Below are 18,489 nucleotides of genomic sequence, written 5' to 3' on the forward strand. Positions count from 1 at the left end.
GGAGGCGCTGGAACGAAGGCGTCGCCTTCTGGACCAGAGCCGCGAACGTCTCTGTGTGACCGAAAGGACGCTGACTGCGTCCCATCGCCTGATGAAGGGGAAGCACCATGATCCGCACGCACCTTCCCCTGGCCCCCCCCTGCAACCCTCAGGAACTCGCCGAGAACCGACGCGCTGATGCCGAGGACTGGCGGCGGCGCAGCGAGGCGCGCCGCAACAAGGGCGAGGAATCCCGCCGGGCCGCCGAACTGCTGCGCGAGAAAGCCGAAGAAGAGCGGAATGTGGCGTTCGAGCGCCATATGGAGGCGGAAGGTGCCCGCCTGGTGGCCGAGGAAGGACGGATCACCGGCGAGACGCAACGGCAGCAAGCCGAGGACTGGCGGATCGAAGACGAGGATCGGCGCTCGTTGGGAGGGCTGGCACGCTGCGTGGCGGAAGAGGCGCGGCAGGCCGAAGAGCGGGCGCGACGGCTTCACGAGGAGACCCGCCTCTCAGAGCCCGTTTGACAACCGCTTCAGTGGCAGACTCGTCGAAGTAGCAGGCTCGCCATGGCGAGCTGTATCATACCGCCGGAGACGTCGATCCGGGCTTCATAGTCTCGAACCAGACGTCTCCAGCGGGTCATCCATCCGAATGTCCGCTCGACCACCTATCGCCGCGGCACGACCTTGAACCCCGGCTCGGTATCGGTTCGCCGAACCACCTCGACGGTAAAGTCGAGGAAGCCAGCCTTATCCATCAGCTTCTTGCGATCATAGGCACTGTCGGCGAAAAGGTGCTTCATCCACGGCCAACGCTTGCGCATCGCCTCCAGGATCTTCTGGGCTCCGGCGGAGTCGGAAATGTCGGCGGTGGTCAGGTTCACCATCAGCAGGCGGCCATCGGTGTCGACCGCGATGTGCCGTTTGCGCCCGTTGATCTTCTTGCCCGCATCGTAGCCGCGCTCCGTAGCGGCGGGAGCCTTCACCGATTGGCTGTCCACAACCCCGGCGCTCGGACTGGCTTCGCGGCCAGCCCGTTCACGATCGATCATCAACGTCACGTCGTGGATCGTCTGAAACAGCAAGCGCCGCAGGAGATGCCGGAACCACCAATACACCGTCTGCCACGGCGGGAAATCCTTTGGTAAAAGCCGCCAGCCGCAGCCCGTCCGGGCCAAGTAGCGCAAGGCGTTCAAGATTTCCCGAAGGTCCACACACCTCGGACGGCCGGTGGGGGCCTTCTGTGGCATCAGCGGTTCTATCAGAGACCATTCCTCATCGGTCAGGTCCGTCGAATACCGCTTCGTCTGCTTCTCGATCCTGGCCATCCGGCTGCGCGTCGCTTCGATCCACATCCGAAGCTTGAATCACATCACGCTTTCAGAGCCAAATCTTTTCAAACGGTCTCTCAGCCGAGGAGGCCCGGCTCTATGCCGAGCAGGCGCGGACCGAGGCGGAGCGGGCGCGGGCCGCGGCCGACGAGCAGCGCCTGCTGCTGGAGGAGATGCGGGAAACCGTCCGGCGCTACGAGGCCCTGCTCCGCGCCGGGTAGAGGGCACCGTCAGACCGCCACCGGTTCCCGGTTCTCCAGGAGGCTGTTGACCGCCTGCTCTCTCAAGCCGACGCGCAGCGGCAGCTGGCCGTACAGCTCCGGCGGGGCGAGGGAGCGGGAGCGCCCGTCGCTGACCACGTCGACCAGCAGGACGATCCGTTGCTCCTCGGGCGCGTTCTCCACCTGATGGGGGAAGGTGAAATCGCCGGCCCACAGCATGCCGGCCGGATAGGCGGCCGGGCTGTCGCCGATCCAGGTCACAGCGGCAGGCGGGACGATGACCGGTACGATCAGCCGGGCTTCAGGCAGGTGCAGGCCGGCGCTGTCGTAATGCCAGCGGAGCAGGCCGCCCGGCTCCTGCCGGTGGACGTAGCAGGACAGGATGCGGCAGCGCAGCCCTTCCAACAGGGCCCGGGCGGTCGGCATCAGGTCGAGGGCCGGGGTCGGCTTGCCCTGGACGCGGTTGCCGTTGGGAGCGAGCCCCTCCTCGATCAGGGTGATCGACGACCAGCTGCCGTCCCCGGCCCTGAACTGGCGCCCCTCGTCCCCCGTCGCCGCGTCGAGGGCGTCGAACTCGCGCCGGAGTGCGCCTGCGTCGGCGCGGACGGTCAGCGGGGCGTGCAGCGTCAGGCCGCTGCCGACGGTGACCTGCTGCCAGGGGTGAAGAGGGCGGCACTGCATGCCGGACGGTCCCTTCGGTTGTGGGGTCGCTTGGTTCTTAAACTTATTACCGGGGATATGCCACCCGGCACCGCCAAGCTCCGCCGGTCGGCGCGGATACCAGCGGCGATCATCAGTGGCCGCTGGTCTTATGCATCGACAGCGGTGACGGATGGTTGCAGGCTGTCGCCCCGTTCCTCCGTTTCCGGGCATCATCCTTCCATGCGGATTCTGTTCGTCCACCAGAACACCCCTGGCCAGTACAAGCATCTCGTCCGCCATTTCGCGGCCGACCCGGCCCATCGGGTCGCCTTCATCGGCAAGGTCCGGCGCGAACTGCCGGGCGGCGTGCAGATGGCGCTCTACCGGCCGGCGCGTGAGCCGGGGGAGGGCACCCATCCCTATATCCGCATGTTCGAGGGGCAGGTCCTGCACGGGCAGGGCGCGGTCCGCGCCGGTCTGGCCCTGCAGAAGGAGGGTTTCACCCCCGACGTGATCTGCGCCCATCCCGGCTGGGGCGAGGCTCTGTTTCTGAAGGACCTGTTCCCGGACGCCCGCCTGCTGCTCTATTGCGAGTTCTTCTACCGGGCGGAGGGATCGGACGTCGGCTTCGATCCGGAAAAGCCGGTGACGCTGGAGACGCGCTGCCGCATCCGCACCAAGAACGCCTCGCTGCTGACCGGATTGGACGCGATGGACTGGGGCGTCAGCCCGACGGAGTGGCAGCGGCGCCAGCATCCCGATGCCTTCCGTCCGCGCATCTCAGTGGTCCATGACGGGGTCGATACCGCGGTCTGCCGGCCGGATCCTGCCGCCACCGTCACCCTGCCCGACGGCCGGACCCTGTCGCGCGAGGACGAGGTGGTGACCTATGTCGCCCGCAACCTGGAACCCTACCGCGGCTTTCCCACCTTCATGCGGGCGGCGGCGGAACTGCTGCGGCGCCGGCCCAACCTGCACATCCTGATGGTGGGTGGCGACGAGGTCAGCTATGGCGCGCCGCCCGAGGGTGGCGGAACCTGGCGGGAAAAGATGTGGCGGGAGACGATGCTGGACGCCGCCGGCAACCCGCTGCATGAGGCAGCAAGGCTGCATGTGCTGGGCAAGCTGCCCTATGACAGCTACCTTTCTGTCCTGCGCATCTCGCGCGCCCACATCTATCTGACCTTTCCCTTCGTCCTGTCCTGGTCGATGCTGGAGGCGATGGCCTGTGGCGCCGTCATCGTCGGCTCCGACACGCCGCCGGTCGCCGAGGTGATCGAGGACGGGGTGAACGGGCTGCTGACCGGCTTTTATGATCCCATGGCGCTCGCCGACCGGGTGGAGACGGTGCTGGACGATCCGGATCTGCGCGCCGCCCTGTCGGCCGCCGCAAGGATGACGGCGGTGGAGCGCTTCGATCTCGCCACCGTCTGCCTGCCGGCGCAGATCCGCCTGCTGGAGGACGTGCAGGCGGGCCGGCTGCGGCCATGCCGGTCCGATGAGGGCCTTGCACCGGGGGGCGGAGTGAATTAACCCGATCGTCAGAAAGCACCGGTTACGGTAGGGGTTCATTTCGATCCCCGATGCGGCGCCTGATCCGGACCACCCGGACCGCAGCAGGCCCGGCGGCTTCGAGCGATGCGGCTTCAACGGACGGAACCGGCGGTGACGACACACTCCAGCAAGGCCAGTGATTCCAAGTCTTGGCATCCGGACCCTGCCGCCGGCACCGGGCTTGAGGCCGGCCTGCGCATGCTGGACGGCCGGTCGGTCCTGGTGACTGGCGGTACCGGCTCCTTCGGGCGCCGCTTCGTCGAGACGGTGATGCGGCATGCGACGCCGCGCCGGGTCATCATCTTCTCCCGCGACGAATTCAAGCAGTACGAGATGCAGCAGCACATGCCGGCGGAGTGGGGGCCAATGCTGCGCTATTTCATCGGCGACGTGCGCGACCGCGAACGGCTGGAACTGGCGATGCGCGGCGTCGATTTCTGCGTCCATGCCGCGGCGTTGAAGCATGTGCCGGCCGCCGAATACAACCCGATGGAATGCATCAACACCAACGTCTACGGGGCGGAGAATGTGGTGCGGGCGGCGCTGTCGGCGGGGGTGCGGCGTGTCGTCGCGCTGTCGACCGACAAGGCGGCCAACCCGATCAACCTCTATGGCGCCAGCAAGCTGGCGTCGGACAAGATCTTCATCGCCGCCAACAACCTGTCGGGCGCGCTCGACACCCGCTTCGCGGTGGTGCGCTACGGCAATGTGGTGGGGTCGCGCGGCAGCGTCGTGCCGCTGTTCCGCAAGATGATCGCCGGGGGGGCCGACCATCTGCCGGTCACCGACGAGCGGATGACCCGCTTCTGGATCACCCTGCAGCATGGCGTCGATTTCGTGCTGTCCTGCTTCGCCATGATGCAGGGCGGCGAGATCTTCGTGCCGAAGATCCCCAGCATGCGCATCACCGACCTCGCCCGCGCCATGGCGCCGGAGTTGCCGCAGCGGATCGTCGGCATCCGCCCCGGCGAGAAGCTGCACGAGGTGATGATCACCGAGGACGATTCCCGCCAGACCTACGAGCTGGACGACCGCTACGTCATCGAGCCGGCCTTCGCCTTCTGGCAGCATGCGCCCTACGAGCGGCTGAACGCCCGCCCGGTGGCCGACGGCTTCCGCTATGCCAGCGACGGCAACGACGACTGGCTGGATGGCGAGCGTCTGCGCACCCTGCTGGCGGAAGCGCCCTGATGGCAAGTTTGCCCTTCCTCCCCTATGGCCGCCAGTCGGTGGAGGAGGACGACATCGCCGCGGTGGCGGCGGTGCTGCGCGGCGACTGGCTGACCCAGGGGCCGGCGGTCGCCGGCTTCGAGCGGGCGTTGGCCGCCAGGGTGGGAGCAGCCGAGGCGGTGGCCTGCGCCAACGGCACCGCGGCGCTGCGGCTGGCCTATGCCGCGCTCTGCATCGGGCCGGGCGACGCGGTGGTGGTGCCGTCCAACACCTTCCTCGCGACGGCGTCGGCCGCCCGCCATGCCGGTGCCGAGGTCGCCTTCGCCGACGTCGATCCCGACAGCGGGCTGATGGGCGTCGCCGAGGCCGAAGCCGCCATTGCCCGCGCCCGCAAGGCCGGCTGGCGCGTTCGCGCCCTCGCCCCCGTCCATTATGCCGGACAGACGGCGCCGACGGCCGCCCTCGCCGCGCTCGCGCAGGCCGAAGGGCTGGCGCTGGTCGAGGATGCCTGCCACGCCATCGGGACGGTGGATCTGTCCGGCGGTCATGAGAGGCCGGTGGGCGCCGGTTGGCCGGAGGTGGAGGCCGGATCGCTGACCGTCTTCTCCTTCCATCCGGTCAAGACCATCGCGGCCGGGGAGGGCGGGGCGGTCACCGGCAACGACCCGGCGCTGATGGCCCGGGTGCGGCGCCTGTGCAACCACGGCATGATGCGCGAGCCGCAGGCGGGGGAAGGCTTCACCGATCCCGACGCAGCGCTCGACGCGGAGGGGAACCCCAACCCCTGGTACTATGAGATGGCGGAGCCGGGCTTCAACCATCGCCTCTCCGACATCCATGCCGCCCTGGTGCTGAGCCAGCTCGGCCGGCTGGACCGTTTCGTCGAACGGCGGTCGCGGCTGATGGCGCTCTATGCCGGGCGGCTGGCGCCGCTGGCCCCGCTGGTGCGGCCGCCGGCCCTGGTGCCCGGGTGCCGTCCCGCCTGGCACCTGTGTGCGGCGCGTATCGATTTCCCTGCTGCGGGACGGACCCGCTCGGCCGTGATGGCGGGCTTGCGCGCCCTGGGCGTCGGCACCCAGGTGCACTATATCCCCGTCCATCGCCAACCCTACTGGCGGCGCCGTTACGGTGATCTCGCCCTGCCCGGCGCCATGAGCCATTACGCCCACACGCTGTCGCTGCCGCTGTTTCCGGCCATGGCCGACGATGACGTCGACAGGGTCGCCGCGGCGCTGGAGCGGGTTCTGTCCTGATACGGGTCCAGTCGGCCAGTTCAAAGGGCAGGGTTAGGGGCAGGGCCGGCGGACGTTCAGGGTCCAGACCGTTCCGCCCAAGCGATTCCGTTAGCGTTTTGGACGGGATGGACCGATAACAATGGCGTCGTCAGGAGGGCATAGACCTAGGTCGAACGGCTGGAAAGCCGGATGGCCGGGGTCGGGTCGTCCCGAACGCCGCTCCACAGTGTTTCGCGTACGGACCTCCGAATTTGCTTCGCAACACGCTCTGGAATCTGCTTGGCGAGGGGCTGCCCATGGCGGCGGCCCTGCTGTCGATTCCGTGGCTCATCTCCGCCGTCGGGATGGAGCGCTTCGGCGCGCTGACCCTGATCTGGGCCCTGCTCGGCTATCTGGGCGTGCTGGACCTCGGGCTCGGGCGGTCGCTGGTGCAGGTCGTCGCCGACCGGATCGGCCATGCCGGTGGGCATGGGGACGGACAGCGGGAAGGGCAGGGGGAGGGTTCTGCCAACACGGCTGGGATCGCCGGGCCGGCCATCGCCCTGATGGGGGCCATCGGCCTCCTGACCGGCGGGGTGGTGGCGCTGGGCGCCGGGCTGCTGGCCGACCGCTTCCAGCTGGAGACCGGCACCTCGCCGAACGAGATCCGGACCAGCCTGCTGATCGCCGCGGCCATCGTGCCGATCGCGCTGGTGTCCGCCGGCCTGCGCGGCGTGCTGGAGGCGCACCAGCGCTTCCGCCCGATCAGCCTGGTGCGGATGACGGTGGGGGTGCTGAACTATCTCAGCCCGCTCTGCGTTCTGCCCTTCAGCCAGAGCCTGGTGCCGGTGATCGCCGCCATCGCGGCCGGGCGCTTCATCGGGCTGGTCGGCTATGGCGTGCTGGCGGTGGGCCAAGTGCCGGATCTGCTGCGCCCCGGCCGCTGGGGCCGGCCCTCCTTGCGCGGGCTGTTCACCATGAGCGCCTGGATGATGCTGAACAATCTGGTCGGCCCGGCGATGCTCTATGCCGACCGCTTCATCCTGCTCAGTCTGGTGCCGGCGGCGATGGTCGCCTTCTACACCACCCCCTTTGAGCTGCTGTCGCGGCTGATGGTGATCCCCGGCGCCCTGTCGCTGGCGCTGTTCCCGCTGGCCTCCAGCCTGTTCCGGCGCGACCCGCCGGCGCTGGGCCGCATCCTGGACGCCGGCGGCCACCTGACGCTGGCGGTGTTCCTGGCGATGCAGGCCGCCACCATCGTCGGCGGCGAGACGGCGCTGGAGCTGTGGCTGGGTCCGGCCTTCGCCGCCAACAGCGCGTCTGTGCTGTCGATCCTGATGCTGGGCGTCTTCTTCAACGCCACCGCCTATGTGCCCAACACCCTGATCCAGAGCGTCGGCCGTGTCGACGTGACGGCGCGCCTGCAACTGGCCGAGCTGCCGGTCTATCTCGGCGTGCTGTGGCTGCTGGCCGAGCGCTATGGCGCGGTCGGCGCCGCGGCGGCCTGGAGCCTGCGCACGGCGGTCGATTGCGGGCTTCTGCTGGTTCTGCTGCCGCGCGTGGCGCCGGGGACGGGAACGGTGGCGCTGACCATCGGCCTGCGCGCCCTGCTGGCCGGGGTCGCCGGGCTGGCCGGCCTCCTGGTCGGCGGGCCGGTGGGGGCGGCGATCAGCCTGACCGGTCTGCTGGCGGTCGGGCTGGGGGTCGCCGGACGGCTGCTGCGTACCCGGTCGTGGGAGAAGCTGGCGGCCCCGCTGCGCAAGAACCGGACGGCGCCGCTGCCCGCCCAGCTGCCGGCACCCCGGATGAACGGGATCAGTGGACAGGCCATCGACGGAGCGGCGGCGGATCGTCCGTAACATCACCGTCCGTGACATCGTCCGACAAGGGCGCGGCCGTCGTCCGGCCACGCTCAACCGCTGCGGCGCGCAGGTGGTTCCTTTGCCGCCGAAAATGCGCTATGTGAGCGGAAACTCTGTGCAACGCTGGTTGGAGTTCGAAGGCCATGGCCGAGGGTACTGTGGACTATTACGCGATGGTCGAAGAGGCTTGGCAGCTCAGCGACACCGCGCGCGATTATGTGAAGAACGCTGGCCGCGAGGTGGACAACACCGAGCTGTGGGAGAAGGTGTTCGCCTCGTCGGCGCTGATCGACCTGGAGCGCACCCGCGCCGAGGGCGGCCAGCCGCTGCAGAAGATCTTCTTCAAGAACCCCTACGGCCTGCAGTACCGCGCCGACCACAAGGACTGGATCCCGTTCCGCCACGGCGCGCTCGACCCGGCCTATCTCCAGGTCATCTGATCGGCCTGAACCCGGCGGCTTGTGCCGTCTTGCGGTGGGGTTAGGGGGCGTGCATGGCACGGCTGGTGGCGGGGCAGGGCTTTGCCCTCGACTTGGATGAGGCCCGGCTGGCGAACGGCTTCGTCGCCGATGCCTTCACCACCCTGCCGGATGCCTCCTCCATTGCCGCCGGGGCCGGCAGCCAGACCGTCACCCGCACGGTCGCCGGCCGGGCCCATGCCACGACGCTCGACTATACCGCCACCGGCAGCGGGACGACGGCGACCGTCCGCTTCACCAGCCTGACCGACCGCGATCCGTCCGGGCTCTTGCGCTACCGGATCGAGGGTCTGGACGTCGCTCTGACCGGCGGGACGGTCGACCGGCTCGGTGCCCGCAGTTTCCAGCAGATCGACGGCTTCGTCGGGGCCGACGGCAACGACAGCGTCTATCTGGGGATCCCGAGCGGTCGCAGCTTCGACGGCGGCGCCGGCACCGACCGCGCCGCCTACACCGCCGACCCGCGCCGCTACGCCTTGCAGGGCGGCAGCTACCGGGCTGAAACGCCTGTGGTGGTGGCGCTGGACAACCGGCGCTATGCCGTGGTGTCGAGCCGCGCCACGGATATCCTGACCGATGTCGAGCTGCTGACCATCGACGGCCGCACTGCCGCTCCGGCGGCCTTTGCCTTCGACGCGCGCAGCTATCTGGCGGCCAACCGTGACCTTGCCGCCGCCTTCGGCGACAACGTGATCGCCGCGGCGGCCCATTATGCCTGGAGCGGCCGGAACGAGGGACGCAGCCTGAACGGCTTCGACGCGCTGGGCTATCTGGGCGCCAATCCCGACGTGCTGGCGGCCGTTGGCCTCAATCCCGGGGCCGCCATTCAGCATTACCTGGCCTATGGCGCCCGCGAAGGCCGCACGGCCGGCTTCGATCCCTACGGCTATCTCGCCTCCAATCCGGACGTGTTCGCGGCCGTCGGCATCGATCCGGCAGCGGCGGTGGTCCATTATGCCCGCTTCGGCCGGAGCGAGGGGCGCAGCGCGACCTTCGACGCCTCGGCTTATCTCGCGGCGAACACCGATGTGGCTGCGGCCACCGGCGGCGATGCCACGGCGGCCAAACTGCATTACCTCTCCTTCGGCATGCGCGAAGGCCGGCCGCTGCGGCTGACGCCCGGCCGGTCGGGGAATGGCGCCGCCGAAGGGCTTGCCATGCCGATGGCGTTCCCCGGCTGGGCGGCGGACCCGCTGTCGCAGCAAGCTGCGCCAATCGGAGCACCGGTGGGGGCACCGGTGGTCGTGACCGGTACCACCGGCAACGACACGCTGAGCGGCAGCGCCGCTTTCGACGCGCTGGGCAATGCGATCACCGACACGGTGGACGGGCTGGCCGGGATCGACAGCTTCGTGCTGACCGGCGCGCTCTCCTCCTATTCCCTGTCCTTCGATGGCAGCGGCAATCTGGTGGTCAGCGGACCCGACGGTACCGACACGCTGACCAGCATCGAGCTGTTGCAGGCCACCGACGGCGTCTATCCGCTGGGGTCGCTGGTCAGCTTCTCCCAACCGTCGCTGAGTGGGCTGACCGTCTCGACCTCCGCCTCTACCGGCAACGACTATCTGGTGGGGACGTTCCAGGGCGACGCCATCGGCGGCGGTGGCGGGAACGACACCATCGCCGGGCTGGGCGGCAACGACACGCTGTTCGGCAATGCCGGCAACGACGTCCTGCTTGGCGGCGACGGCGCCGACCAGCTGGAGGGCGGGGCCGGCAACGACCTGATGTTCGGCGGGGCGGGGGACGACCTGATGCGCGGCGACGTGATCGATGTCGTCGGCAACGACACCCTGCTGGGCGAGGACGGCAATGACTGGCTCGACGCCGGGGCCGGGACCGACTGGCTGGACGGCGGGCTCGGCAACGACACGCTCTATGGCGGGCTGGGCAGTGACGTGCTGCGCGGCGGCGGCGGTGACGACGTGATGTTCGGCGACGTCTATTCCGACCGCAACCACGAGATCTCCGTCAACGCCAGCGACACCGTCACCGGTTACGAGGACGTGCTGCTGGGTGGTTCCGGCAACGACACGCTGATCGGCGGCTATGCCGCCGACCTGCTGGATGGTGGTATCGGGGCGGACGTCTTCTCCATCCGCAACCTGAACGAATCCACCCTGGCCGCCCCCGATGTCATCATCAATTTCAACGGCGCCGTCGTGGCGGCGGAGGCGCTGAAGGGGCTGGCGAGCTATGCCACCGTCGGCGCCGAGGGCGACCGCATCGATCTGTCGGAGATCGACGCCATCACCGGCAATACCGGGAACGACGCCTTCACTTTCATCGGCACCGATGGTTTCAGTGCTGCCGGCCAGCTGCGCTATCAGGCCTCCGGCACGGTGACGCTGATCGAGGGCGACGTGAACGGCGACCGGACGGCCGATTTCCGCATCCAGGTCAACATCGCCAACTACAGCTTCTCCGCCTTCGACTTCGTGCTGTAGGCCAGCGGTCACCCTCATGATGTTCACCCTCGTCAGGACCGAACGGTTCGAACAGGACATCAAGAAGAGCCGCTTCCTGGCCCAGGCCGCCCCGGCCGGGAGCGAGGAGGAGGCGCGCCGCTTCATCGCCGCGTCCAGCCTGCCGGATGCCGGCCACAATTGCTGGGCCTTGCGGGTCGGCGACGTCTATCGTTTCAGCGACGACGGCGAACCGGGCGGGACCGCCGGACGGCCGATCCTCCAGGCCATCGAAGGGCAGGAGATGGACCGGGTGGCGGTGGTGGTCAGCCGCTGGTTCGGCGGCATCCTGCTGGGGGCGGGCGGGCTGGTGCGCGCCTATGGCGGCACGGCGGCGAGCTGCCTGAAGGCGGCGGCGCGCGAGCCCATTGTCGCCTATTCCACCCTGTCCGTCTCCTGCGGCTTCGCCGAGGAGGCTCGCATCCGCTCCAGCCTCGGCGGCTTTTCCGGCACGCGGGTGGAGACCACCGGCTTCACCGCCGACGGGGTCCGGCTTCAGGTCACGCTTCCCCGCGACCAGTCCGACGCCTTCATCCGCTTGGTCACCGACATCTCCCGCGGGCAGGCGGTGGTGGAGTGCTGCGAGGAATGAGCGGAAGCATGGCTTTTCCATAAGCATTCTTATGCATCAGTTTAATGACATGAAATCATACTCTCAAATCATGTTGTCATGGTATCGAACCAGCGCGGGGGCCAGCCAATTCCACCCCTTTTTCGTGCGCACCAAAGTCTAGTTTCCCGCAAAGCGGCAATTTTGATCTCTCACGGTCGGGCTTTGGCTTGAGCTGAAGTCACCGCCTGAAATCGCAGTCTCCTTCTTACGATTTCCTGCAAGTGATCGCCCGTTCTTGCCGGCGATACCCCGACTTATCGAGTTGTTGCTGCACAACTGTTCCTCACATTTGGGAGAACAGGGTCGTTCGGCCTGAAAGAATACTGCCGCCCATATGCTTGCGGCCATGAAGGAGGACCATCCGTGCGCGACGTACTGATTGCGGACGCCAGCCTCGACGATCTCGATCTGCTGCTCGACCGTTGCCGGCCCGATGTCCGGATCGTCCGGGTCGCGGCCGATGGAGATGGTGGAGGGGCTGTTGCCGCCGCGCTTGCCACCCGTCCCGCCGCCGTCCATCTGCTGGCCCATGGCGAGCCCGGCGCGGTCCGGCTGGGTGCCCACCGGCTCGACGTGACGGCGCTGTCCCGTTCCTGGCCGCAGGCTCCGGACACCGAGATTCTGATCCATGCCTGCGACACCGGTGCCGATGGCGGGCGCTTCGTCCAAGCGCTCGCCCAGGCGACCGGGGCCCGCGTCGCTGCCGCCAGCCATCCGGTCGGCCATCCGTCGCTGGGCGCTTCCTGGGATCTCGACATGGCGACCGGGCCGATCGCCGCCGCCCTGCCCGTCTCCGACACCGGCGCCTGGGTCCACCGGCTGGCCTACACCGGCACGCCGGGCGACGGCGACGACACGCTGATCGGCGATGACAGCGGCAACACCATCAATGGCGGGGCCGGCAACGACAGCATCGTCGGCGGCACCGGCAACGACAGCCTGATCGGCGGCCTGGGCGACGACACGCTGGTCGGCGGCGGCAACAGCGGCCAGTCGGCCGGCGACACGCTGAACGGCGGGCTGGGTGCCGACCATTATGTCGGCGGCAACGGCTTCACCATCGTCACCTACGAGAACGCCACCACCGGCATCACGCTGGATCTGACCAACGGCGCCAACAACACCGGCGAGGCGGCCGGCGATACCTTCGTCGATATCCAGCGCTGGGTCGGGTCGGAGCATGCCGACAGCCTGACCGCCGGCGACACCGCCGTGTGGTTCTGGGGCCATGGCGGCGACGATGTCGAGCATGGCGGGGCCGGCAACGACACGCTGGAGGCCGGCGACGGCAACGACACGGTGTTCGGCGGCGGCGGCAACGACCTGATCTATGGCCGCGCCGACAATGACGAGCTGCATGGCGACGCCGGCAACGACACGGTGGCGGGCGGCGGCGGTGCCGACCTGATCTATGGCGGCGATGGCAACGACCTGCTGAAGGGCGACTGGGAGCGCGACACCATCCATGGCGGCGACGGCGACGACACCATCCTGGCCGGCATCGTCAGCGCCGGCAGCTACGGCCAGACCCAGGCCGACCAGATCTTCGGCGAGGCTGGCAACGACCGCTACATCGTGGTCAGCCAGTATGACGCAGGGACCGTCAGCTTCGACGGCGGCGAGGGCATCGACACGCTGGAGATCCGCTCCGACGACCTGACCAGCTACAACGGCTACGACCTCGAATACTACACCGACGTCGCCTCTCCCACGATCGATCTGACGGGGATGACGCTGGCCGGGGTGGAGCGGTTGGAGCTGACCGGCAGCAAGGCGCATGACGTCACCCTGACCGGCGCGCAGGCGGCCGGCTTCGAGATGATCGCCGGCAGTGCGGCGTCCGATACCCTGCGCATCGCCGGCAGCGCCGATTTGTCGGCGGTGGCGCTGTCGGGCATCGAGGCCATCGAGGTTATGGCCGAGGTGACCGGCAGCAACGCCACCCTGACCCTCGCCGCCTCGCAGCTGGCCGGGCTGGCGCTGACCGGCAACGGCAATGCGCTCGCGGTGACCGCGTCCGGGAGCGGAGCGACCGTTGATTTGTCCGCCGCCACCGGTTTCGGCCGGGTTGCCCTGACCGGCACCGCCGGGTCCGACGACCTCACCGTCGGAGCCGGGGCGACCGTCACCGGCAACGGCGGCGACGACGTCATCCGCATCGCCGCCGGGACCACCGGTGCCGTCACCATCGCCGACGCGGCCGTCGGTGACCGGCTGGTGATGGTGGGTGCCGACCTGACCGCCATGCAGGTCGAGACGGGCGCCGGTTCCACCACCCTGCGGATCGGCAGCGATCTGGCGGTGACGCTGACCGGCAGCTTCGACGCCAGCCAGTTCCAGGTCGGCGGCGGCGTCACCATCGTTCAGGCCAACCACGCTCCGGTGGCGGAAGCCGGAAAGACGGTGATGGCCCAGGCCGATGCGACAACGGCGCTGGGCATCGCCGCCCCGACCGACGCCGATGGCGACGCCCTGACCGTGACGGTCACCGGCCTGCCCGCCGGCGGCGCTATCCGGCTGGGCGACGGCACGCCGGTGACGACCAACCAGAGCCTGACCACCGCCCAGCTCGCCGCCCTGACCTTCACCGCCGGCACAGGCACCGTCGGCGATGCCGGGTCCTTCGCCTACACCGTCTCCGACGGTCATGGCGGCACCGCCGGCCAGACCGTGGCGCTGACGGTGAATGCCGCCCCGGTGACGGAGGCCGACAAGACGGTGACGGCACGGCAGGACGCGGGCGCGGTGGCGCTTGGCATCGCCGCCCCGACCGATGCCAATGGCGACGCCCTGACCGTGACGGTGACTGGCCTGCCGACCGGCGGCACCGTGGCTTTCCCCGACGGCACCGTGGTGACGGCGGACCAGAGCCTGACGCTTGCCCAGCTGTCGGCCCTGACCTTCTCCCCGACGGCCGGCACCGTCGGCAATGCCGGGTCCTTCGCCTACCGGGTGGAGGATGGCCATGGCGGCGCCGATACCCAGACCGTCGCCCTGACGGTGGAGGCCGCGCCGGTGGTCTCGCCTCCCCCTCCCCCTCCCCCTCCCCCTCCCTCCTCACCCGATCCGGTCGTGACGCCGGTGGTGGAACCGGTCGTCAACCATGCCCCGATGGTCCAGGCCGACAAGACGGTGAGCGTGCAGGACCGGACGGTGGTGTCGCTCGGCATCGCCGCCCCGACCGATGTCGACGGCGACGCGCTGACGGTGACGGTGACCGGCTTGCCCGGCGGCGGCAGCGTGCGGATGGCCGACGGCAGCGCCGTGGCGGCGAACCAGACCCTGACGGCGGCCGATCTGCCGGGACTGACCTTCCTGGCCGCCGGGGGTGCTGCAGGCGATGCCGGGTCCTTTGCCTACAAGGTCGATGACGGCCATGGCGGCGTGGCGGCGCAGACCATCGCCCTGCAGGTGGTGCCGTCGGCCGACCCCGCCTCCACCCCGCAGACGCCGCCTGCTGGCGGGCTGCCGGCAGGCTTCAACGCGCTCGCCTACATCGCCTCCTACCCGGACCTGATCGCCGCCTTCGGCCTCAACACCGATGCGGCGACCCAGCATTACATTCAGGTCGGGCAGGCGGAGGGACGGACGGTGACCTTCGATCCGCTCGCCTACACCGCCTCCTACCCCGAGCTGATCGCCGCCTTCGGCACCGACGCGGACGCCGCGGCCCGGCATTTCATCGAGTACGGCTATGGCGAGGGGCGGCATCCCAACTTCAGCGGGCTGTCCTACATCGCCTCCTATCCGGACCTGTCGGCGGCCTTCGGCACCAACGCCGATGCCGGCACCCGGCATTACATTCAGAACGGCTATGCCGAGGGGCGGACCGCGACCTTCGACGGCTACAATTACCTGGCGGCCAACCGCGATCTCGCGGTCGCCTTCGGCACCGATGCCAATGCCGCCGCCCGCCATTACATCGAGCATGGCCGGGCAGAGGGGCGGCCGGCCCAGGGCTTCGACGCGCTGCGCTACATCGCCAGCAACCCGGACCTGATCCAGGCCTTCGGTCCCGACGTCCAGGCGGCCGAGATCCATTATGTCCGCAACGGCTATGCCGAGAACCGGTCGCTGACCGCCTTCGACCCGGCGGCCTATCTGGCGAGCCATCCGGAGATCGCCACGGAGTTCGGCACCAGCGACGCCGCGGTCGAGCTGGCCTACATCAAGCGCAGCACCTCCAGCGCGGCGGAGGCAGGGAGAGCAGCCAGTGGGGCCGCCACCACTGGCGAGGCCCCCATCGCCGTCACCATGCTGGCGGCCGGGATGACCGGGTCGCAGGCGCAGGGGATCGACGGCGGTTTCCACGACGCCTCGTCGGGCATGGCATCCGGCCTGCTGGCGGCCGGCGATGGTGGGCTGTCCGCCCGGCAGCGGACGGAGCTGCCGGCCTGAACTTTGGTGCGGGAAGGGGCGGCCTTTCGGGGCCGCCCCTTCCTATTGAACCGGCCGCTTTCCCGCCGCGGTCTGGGGCCGGCGCATGGACAGGGCGGTCAGGAAGCCGGCGGTGGCGGCGGCCCCGCCCAGCAGGAAGACGCTGCCATAGCCGGCGCGGTCGGCGAGCAGCCCGGCCACCGGGCCGGTCAGGCCATAGGCCACGTCCTGGAAGGCGGCGAAGGCGCCGAGCGCCGTCGCCCGCAGATGCGGCTGCACCAGATGCACCACCTCCCGGCCCATGGCGGGGAAGACCAGGGAGCAGCCGAGCCCGGTCAGGAAGGCGCCGGCCAGGGCCAGCGTCGGATCGCCGGCGCTCCAGACCAGCAGCTGGCCGACCGCCTCGACCGCCAGCGACCCCATCGCCACCGGCAGGCCGCCGATGTGGTCCGGCAGATGGCCGAAGGCGAAGCGGACGAGGACGAAGCCGACCCCGAAGGCGGTGAGCCCGAGCCCGGCGAACGGCCAGGATTCATGGACGAAGTGCAGCGTGAAGAAGGCGCCGATGGCGGCGAAGCCGATGCCCTGCAAACTGACGACGGCGCCGTGCAGCCAGATCCGGCCGAGCACGCTGCGGAAGGGCGGGCGCTTCGCCCCCGGATGCGCCGGAACCCCCGCCAGCGGCCGGATCGCCAGCAGCCCCAGCACCGGCAGCAGGACGCCGACCGCCATGGTACCGGCGAAGCCGAGACTGTCCAGCAGCAGCAGACCCAGCGGGCCGCCTGCCGCGAAGGCGCCGTAGAGCGCCGCCCCGACCAGGGCCAGCACCTTGCCCGAGCGCTGCGGGCCGACGATGCCGATTCCCCAGGCGATCACGCCGACCCCGACGAGGCTTTCGCCCAGCCCGATCAGCAGGCGCCCCGCCACCAGCACGGCGAAAGCCGCCCAAGGCAGATGTATCAGCAGCCCAGCGGCGAGCGAGACCAGCCCGCCGGCGATGTAGAACGCCAGCCCGCGGGCGACCGCCGGCTTGGCGCCGCCGCCGTCGACGAAATTGCCGGCGACGCTGCGGCTGAGGATGGTGGCGAGAAAGGCGCTGCCGACGGCCAGACCCGCCCAGAAATTGCTCATCCCCAAGGTTCCGGCCACGAACAGCGGCGTGACGGGAAGGGAAATGGCGACACAGAGATAGGAGACGAACAGGATGGCGGCCAGGATGAACAGGCGGCCCTGGGAGAAATCGTGTGACGGATCGCGAGAAGGATCGCGTGCCGGCTGGGAACTCATGATGTGCTCCACACTGGTCCGCGGTCGGCAGGCGTCCGGACATCAGAACGCACTCCGACCGCTGAGGATCGTTGAGTGCGTTGATTGACGTTGAACGCTTACGGCCAGTGCGACTGACAACGGTCAGACAGCTAACCGATCCGGCTGGGCAAGACAACCATGAAGGAAACGGGGGAATCGCCGCGGCCGTCTGCCGTCAGCGGGCCTTGCGGTCGGCCTTTGCCATGGAGGGCAGCGCCAGATCGATCACCAGCCGGTGGCCGCGGTCCTTGTCGGGGGCCAAGGTGGAGACGGCGAGCAGCCGGACGGCTTCGCCCTTGCCGTCCCCTTTGCCGTCGCTTCCGCTGTCCTCGTCGCTGAACAGCAGGCGGGTGCCGGTGCCGGCGCGCTCCGCCCGGTAGCCCAGCGCCGTCGCCGGCAGACGACCGGCCGGCGGGGCCTGCCATTGCGTGCCGGGAAGCATCACCTCCAGCCGGCCGTCGGGACGGCGCACCGGCGTTTCGAAGCGCGGATCCTGGTCGAGGTCGAGCACGACGCGCAGCCCGTCGCCGCCGTTGGCGGTGCGGATGCGCTCCACGGTGCGGGACTGTGCCGGGCTCGCCACGGTCTGGATGCCGGCCGGCCGGGCCGGCGCGTCGGGGACCGGCTTGACGCCGGGACGCAGGAACTCCACCGCCGGTTCCGTCCGCGGGGCGGGGACGGCGTCCTGCGGTTCGGGCTTCGCCGCCGGCAGCGGGGCAGCAGGGACGGAGGCGGAAGTGGGAGCAGAGGCCGGAACCGTCTTGCCCGGAGCCGCCTGGAAGGGAGTCGGTTGGGCTGCGGTCGGTTGGGCTGCCGGCGGCACCTCTGCCGGCGGGCTTTCGGCGGGCTGCGCTTCCGCCGGTTTCTTGACCTGCTCCACGAAGCCGCCGCGGCGGCCCTCCGCCCGGCCCTGCTGGACATAATGGGCATAGCCGCTGGAGACCTGCCCGCTGCGGACGGCGGCGGCGACGTCGGGATTGGCGGCCAGATAGGCGCGCTCCCGCCAGCCGGTCGGCTGGGCCGTGGTGGTGTCGACGTCCGCGGGGCGGCGCCAGCTGGACAGCAGCGACGGCATCGACCCGTACAGCCCCAGACCCTCCACCGCCAGCGACAGCCAGAAGGGCGTCAGCAGCAGGATCAGAAGGCGCAGGAGCTGGGAGATCGGCGACAAGGCGGCTTTTGTCCGGCGTGTGGGAAAACGGCGCCGGTCCCGCTGGTCCGGCTGTCCTGCATGCCTACTCCCAAGCACCGCACCGGGTCCAGGAAAAGGCG

General features: G+C 69.5%; 12 protein-coding genes and 1 pseudogene. 9 read left to right on the forward strand and 4 right to left on the reverse strand.

Going from position 1 to position 18,489, the window contains the following annotated elements; all coding sequences use genetic code 11:
* Positions 1–107 precede the first annotated feature (107 nt).
* Entirely contained in the window at positions 108–506 is a 399-nt protein-coding gene (locus tag E6C72_RS30295) for a hypothetical protein (RefSeq protein WP_109086705.1), read from the forward strand.
* An 8-nt stretch (positions 507–514) separates the two neighbouring features.
* Here the strand turns inward: E6C72_RS30295 and E6C72_RS30300 are convergent.
* Positions 515–1,336, reverse strand: a pseudogene (locus E6C72_RS30300) (IS5 family transposase).
* Positions 1,337–1,542: 206 nt separating this feature from the next.
* Positions 1,543–2,214 (reverse strand): aspartyl/asparaginyl beta-hydroxylase domain-containing protein, encoded by a 672-nt coding sequence (locus E6C72_RS30305; RefSeq protein ID WP_109086706.1) that lies wholly within the window; start codon positions 2,212–2,214, stop codon positions 1,543–1,545.
* A gap of 201 nt (positions 2,215–2,415) precedes the next feature.
* Between E6C72_RS30305 and E6C72_RS30310 the strand changes: the two genes are divergently transcribed.
* The 8 genes from E6C72_RS30310 (at position 2,416) to E6C72_RS32500 (ending at position 15,930) form a co-directional block, all read left to right on the forward strand.
* Complete coding sequence (locus E6C72_RS30310) at positions 2,416–3,708, forward strand: glycosyltransferase family 4 protein (RefSeq protein WP_109086707.1); 1,293 nt, start codon at positions 2,416–2,418, stop codon at positions 3,706–3,708.
* Positions 3,709–3,927: 219 nt separating this feature from the next.
* Positions 3,928–4,920, forward strand: a complete 993-nt coding sequence (gene pseB / locus E6C72_RS30315; protein WP_109086716.1) for a UDP-N-acetylglucosamine 4,6-dehydratase (inverting) — start codon at positions 3,928–3,930, stop codon at positions 4,918–4,920.
* A complete protein-coding gene (gene pseC / locus E6C72_RS30320; protein WP_109086708.1) occupies positions 4,920–6,152 on the forward strand; it encodes a UDP-4-amino-4,6-dideoxy-N-acetyl-beta-L-altrosamine transaminase in 1,233 nt (410 codons plus the stop codon). Before pseB ends, pseC begins: the two co-directional genes overlap by 1 nt.
* A 233-nt stretch (positions 6,153–6,385) precedes the next feature.
* A complete protein-coding gene (locus tag E6C72_RS30325; RefSeq protein ID WP_109086709.1) occupies positions 6,386–7,972 on the forward strand; it encodes a flippase in 1,587 nt (528 codons plus the stop codon).
* A gap of 146 nt (positions 7,973–8,118) precedes the next feature.
* On the forward strand, positions 8,119–8,415 hold the full coding sequence (locus E6C72_RS30330) for a hypothetical protein (RefSeq protein WP_098734685.1): 297 nt from the start codon (positions 8,119–8,121) through the stop codon (positions 8,413–8,415).
* 53 nt (positions 8,416–8,468) lie between these two features.
* A complete protein-coding gene (locus E6C72_RS30335; protein WP_109086710.1) occupies positions 8,469–10,901 on the forward strand; it encodes a calcium-binding protein in 2,433 nt (810 codons plus the stop codon).
* Positions 10,902–10,920: 19 nt separating this feature from the next.
* Positions 10,921–11,511 (forward strand): YigZ family protein, encoded by a 591-nt coding sequence (locus E6C72_RS30340; protein WP_109086717.1) that lies wholly within the window; start codon positions 10,921–10,923, stop codon positions 11,509–11,511.
* Between the two features lie 384 nt (positions 11,512–11,895).
* Positions 11,896–15,930: a DUF4347 domain-containing protein gene (locus E6C72_RS32500; RefSeq protein WP_305764659.1), complete on the forward strand. Its 4,035-nt coding sequence runs from the start codon at positions 11,896–11,898 to the stop codon at positions 15,928–15,930.
* Positions 15,931–15,972: 42 nt separating this feature from the next.
* On the opposite strand, the gene E6C72_RS30350 is transcribed toward E6C72_RS32500, so the two are convergent.
* Positions 15,973–17,196: an MFS transporter gene (locus E6C72_RS30350; RefSeq protein ID WP_109085438.1), complete on the reverse strand. Its 1,224-nt coding sequence runs from the start codon at positions 17,194–17,196 to the stop codon at positions 15,973–15,975.
* 196 nt (positions 17,197–17,392) lie between these two features.
* Positions 17,393–18,388, reverse strand: coding sequence for a hypothetical protein (locus E6C72_RS30355; protein ID WP_109085437.1), 996 nt, complete (start codon positions 18,386–18,388; stop codon positions 17,393–17,395).
* Between the last annotated feature and the right edge of the window lie 101 nt (positions 18,389–18,489).

The organism is Azospirillum sp. TSH100 (assembly GCF_004923295.1).
GTDB lineage: Bacteria > Pseudomonadota > Alphaproteobacteria > Azospirillales > Azospirillaceae > Azospirillum.

Excerpts from the sequence above, each read along its gene's own strand:
- E6C72_RS30310 (WP_109086707.1), top strand. The coding sequence starts at position 2,416 with ATGCGGATTCTGTTCGTCCACCAGAACACCCCTGGCCAGTACAAGCAT.
- E6C72_RS30295 (WP_109086705.1), top strand. The coding sequence starts at position 108 with ATGATCCGCACGCACCTTCCCCTGGCCCCCCCCTGCAACCCTCAGGAA.
- E6C72_RS30305 (WP_109086706.1), bottom strand. The coding sequence starts at position 2,214 with ATGCAGTGCCGCCCTCTTCACCCCTGGCAGCAGGTCACCGTCGGCAGC.
- E6C72_RS30340 (WP_109086717.1), top strand. The coding sequence starts at position 10,921 with ATGTTCACCCTCGTCAGGACCGAACGGTTCGAACAGGACATCAAGAAG.
- E6C72_RS30335 (WP_109086710.1), top strand. The coding sequence starts at position 8,469 with ATGGCACGGCTGGTGGCGGGGCAGGGCTTTGCCCTCGACTTGGATGAG.
- E6C72_RS30350 (WP_109085438.1), bottom strand. The coding sequence starts at position 17,196 with ATGAGTTCCCAGCCGGCACGCGATCCTTCTCGCGATCCGTCACACGAT.
- pseB (WP_109086716.1), top strand. The coding sequence starts at position 3,928 with ATGCTGGACGGCCGGTCGGTCCTGGTGACTGGCGGTACCGGCTCCTTC.
- E6C72_RS30330 (WP_098734685.1), top strand. The coding sequence starts at position 8,119 with ATGGCCGAGGGTACTGTGGACTATTACGCGATGGTCGAAGAGGCTTGG.
- pseC (WP_109086708.1), top strand. The coding sequence starts at position 4,920 with ATGGCAAGTTTGCCCTTCCTCCCCTATGGCCGCCAGTCGGTGGAGGAG.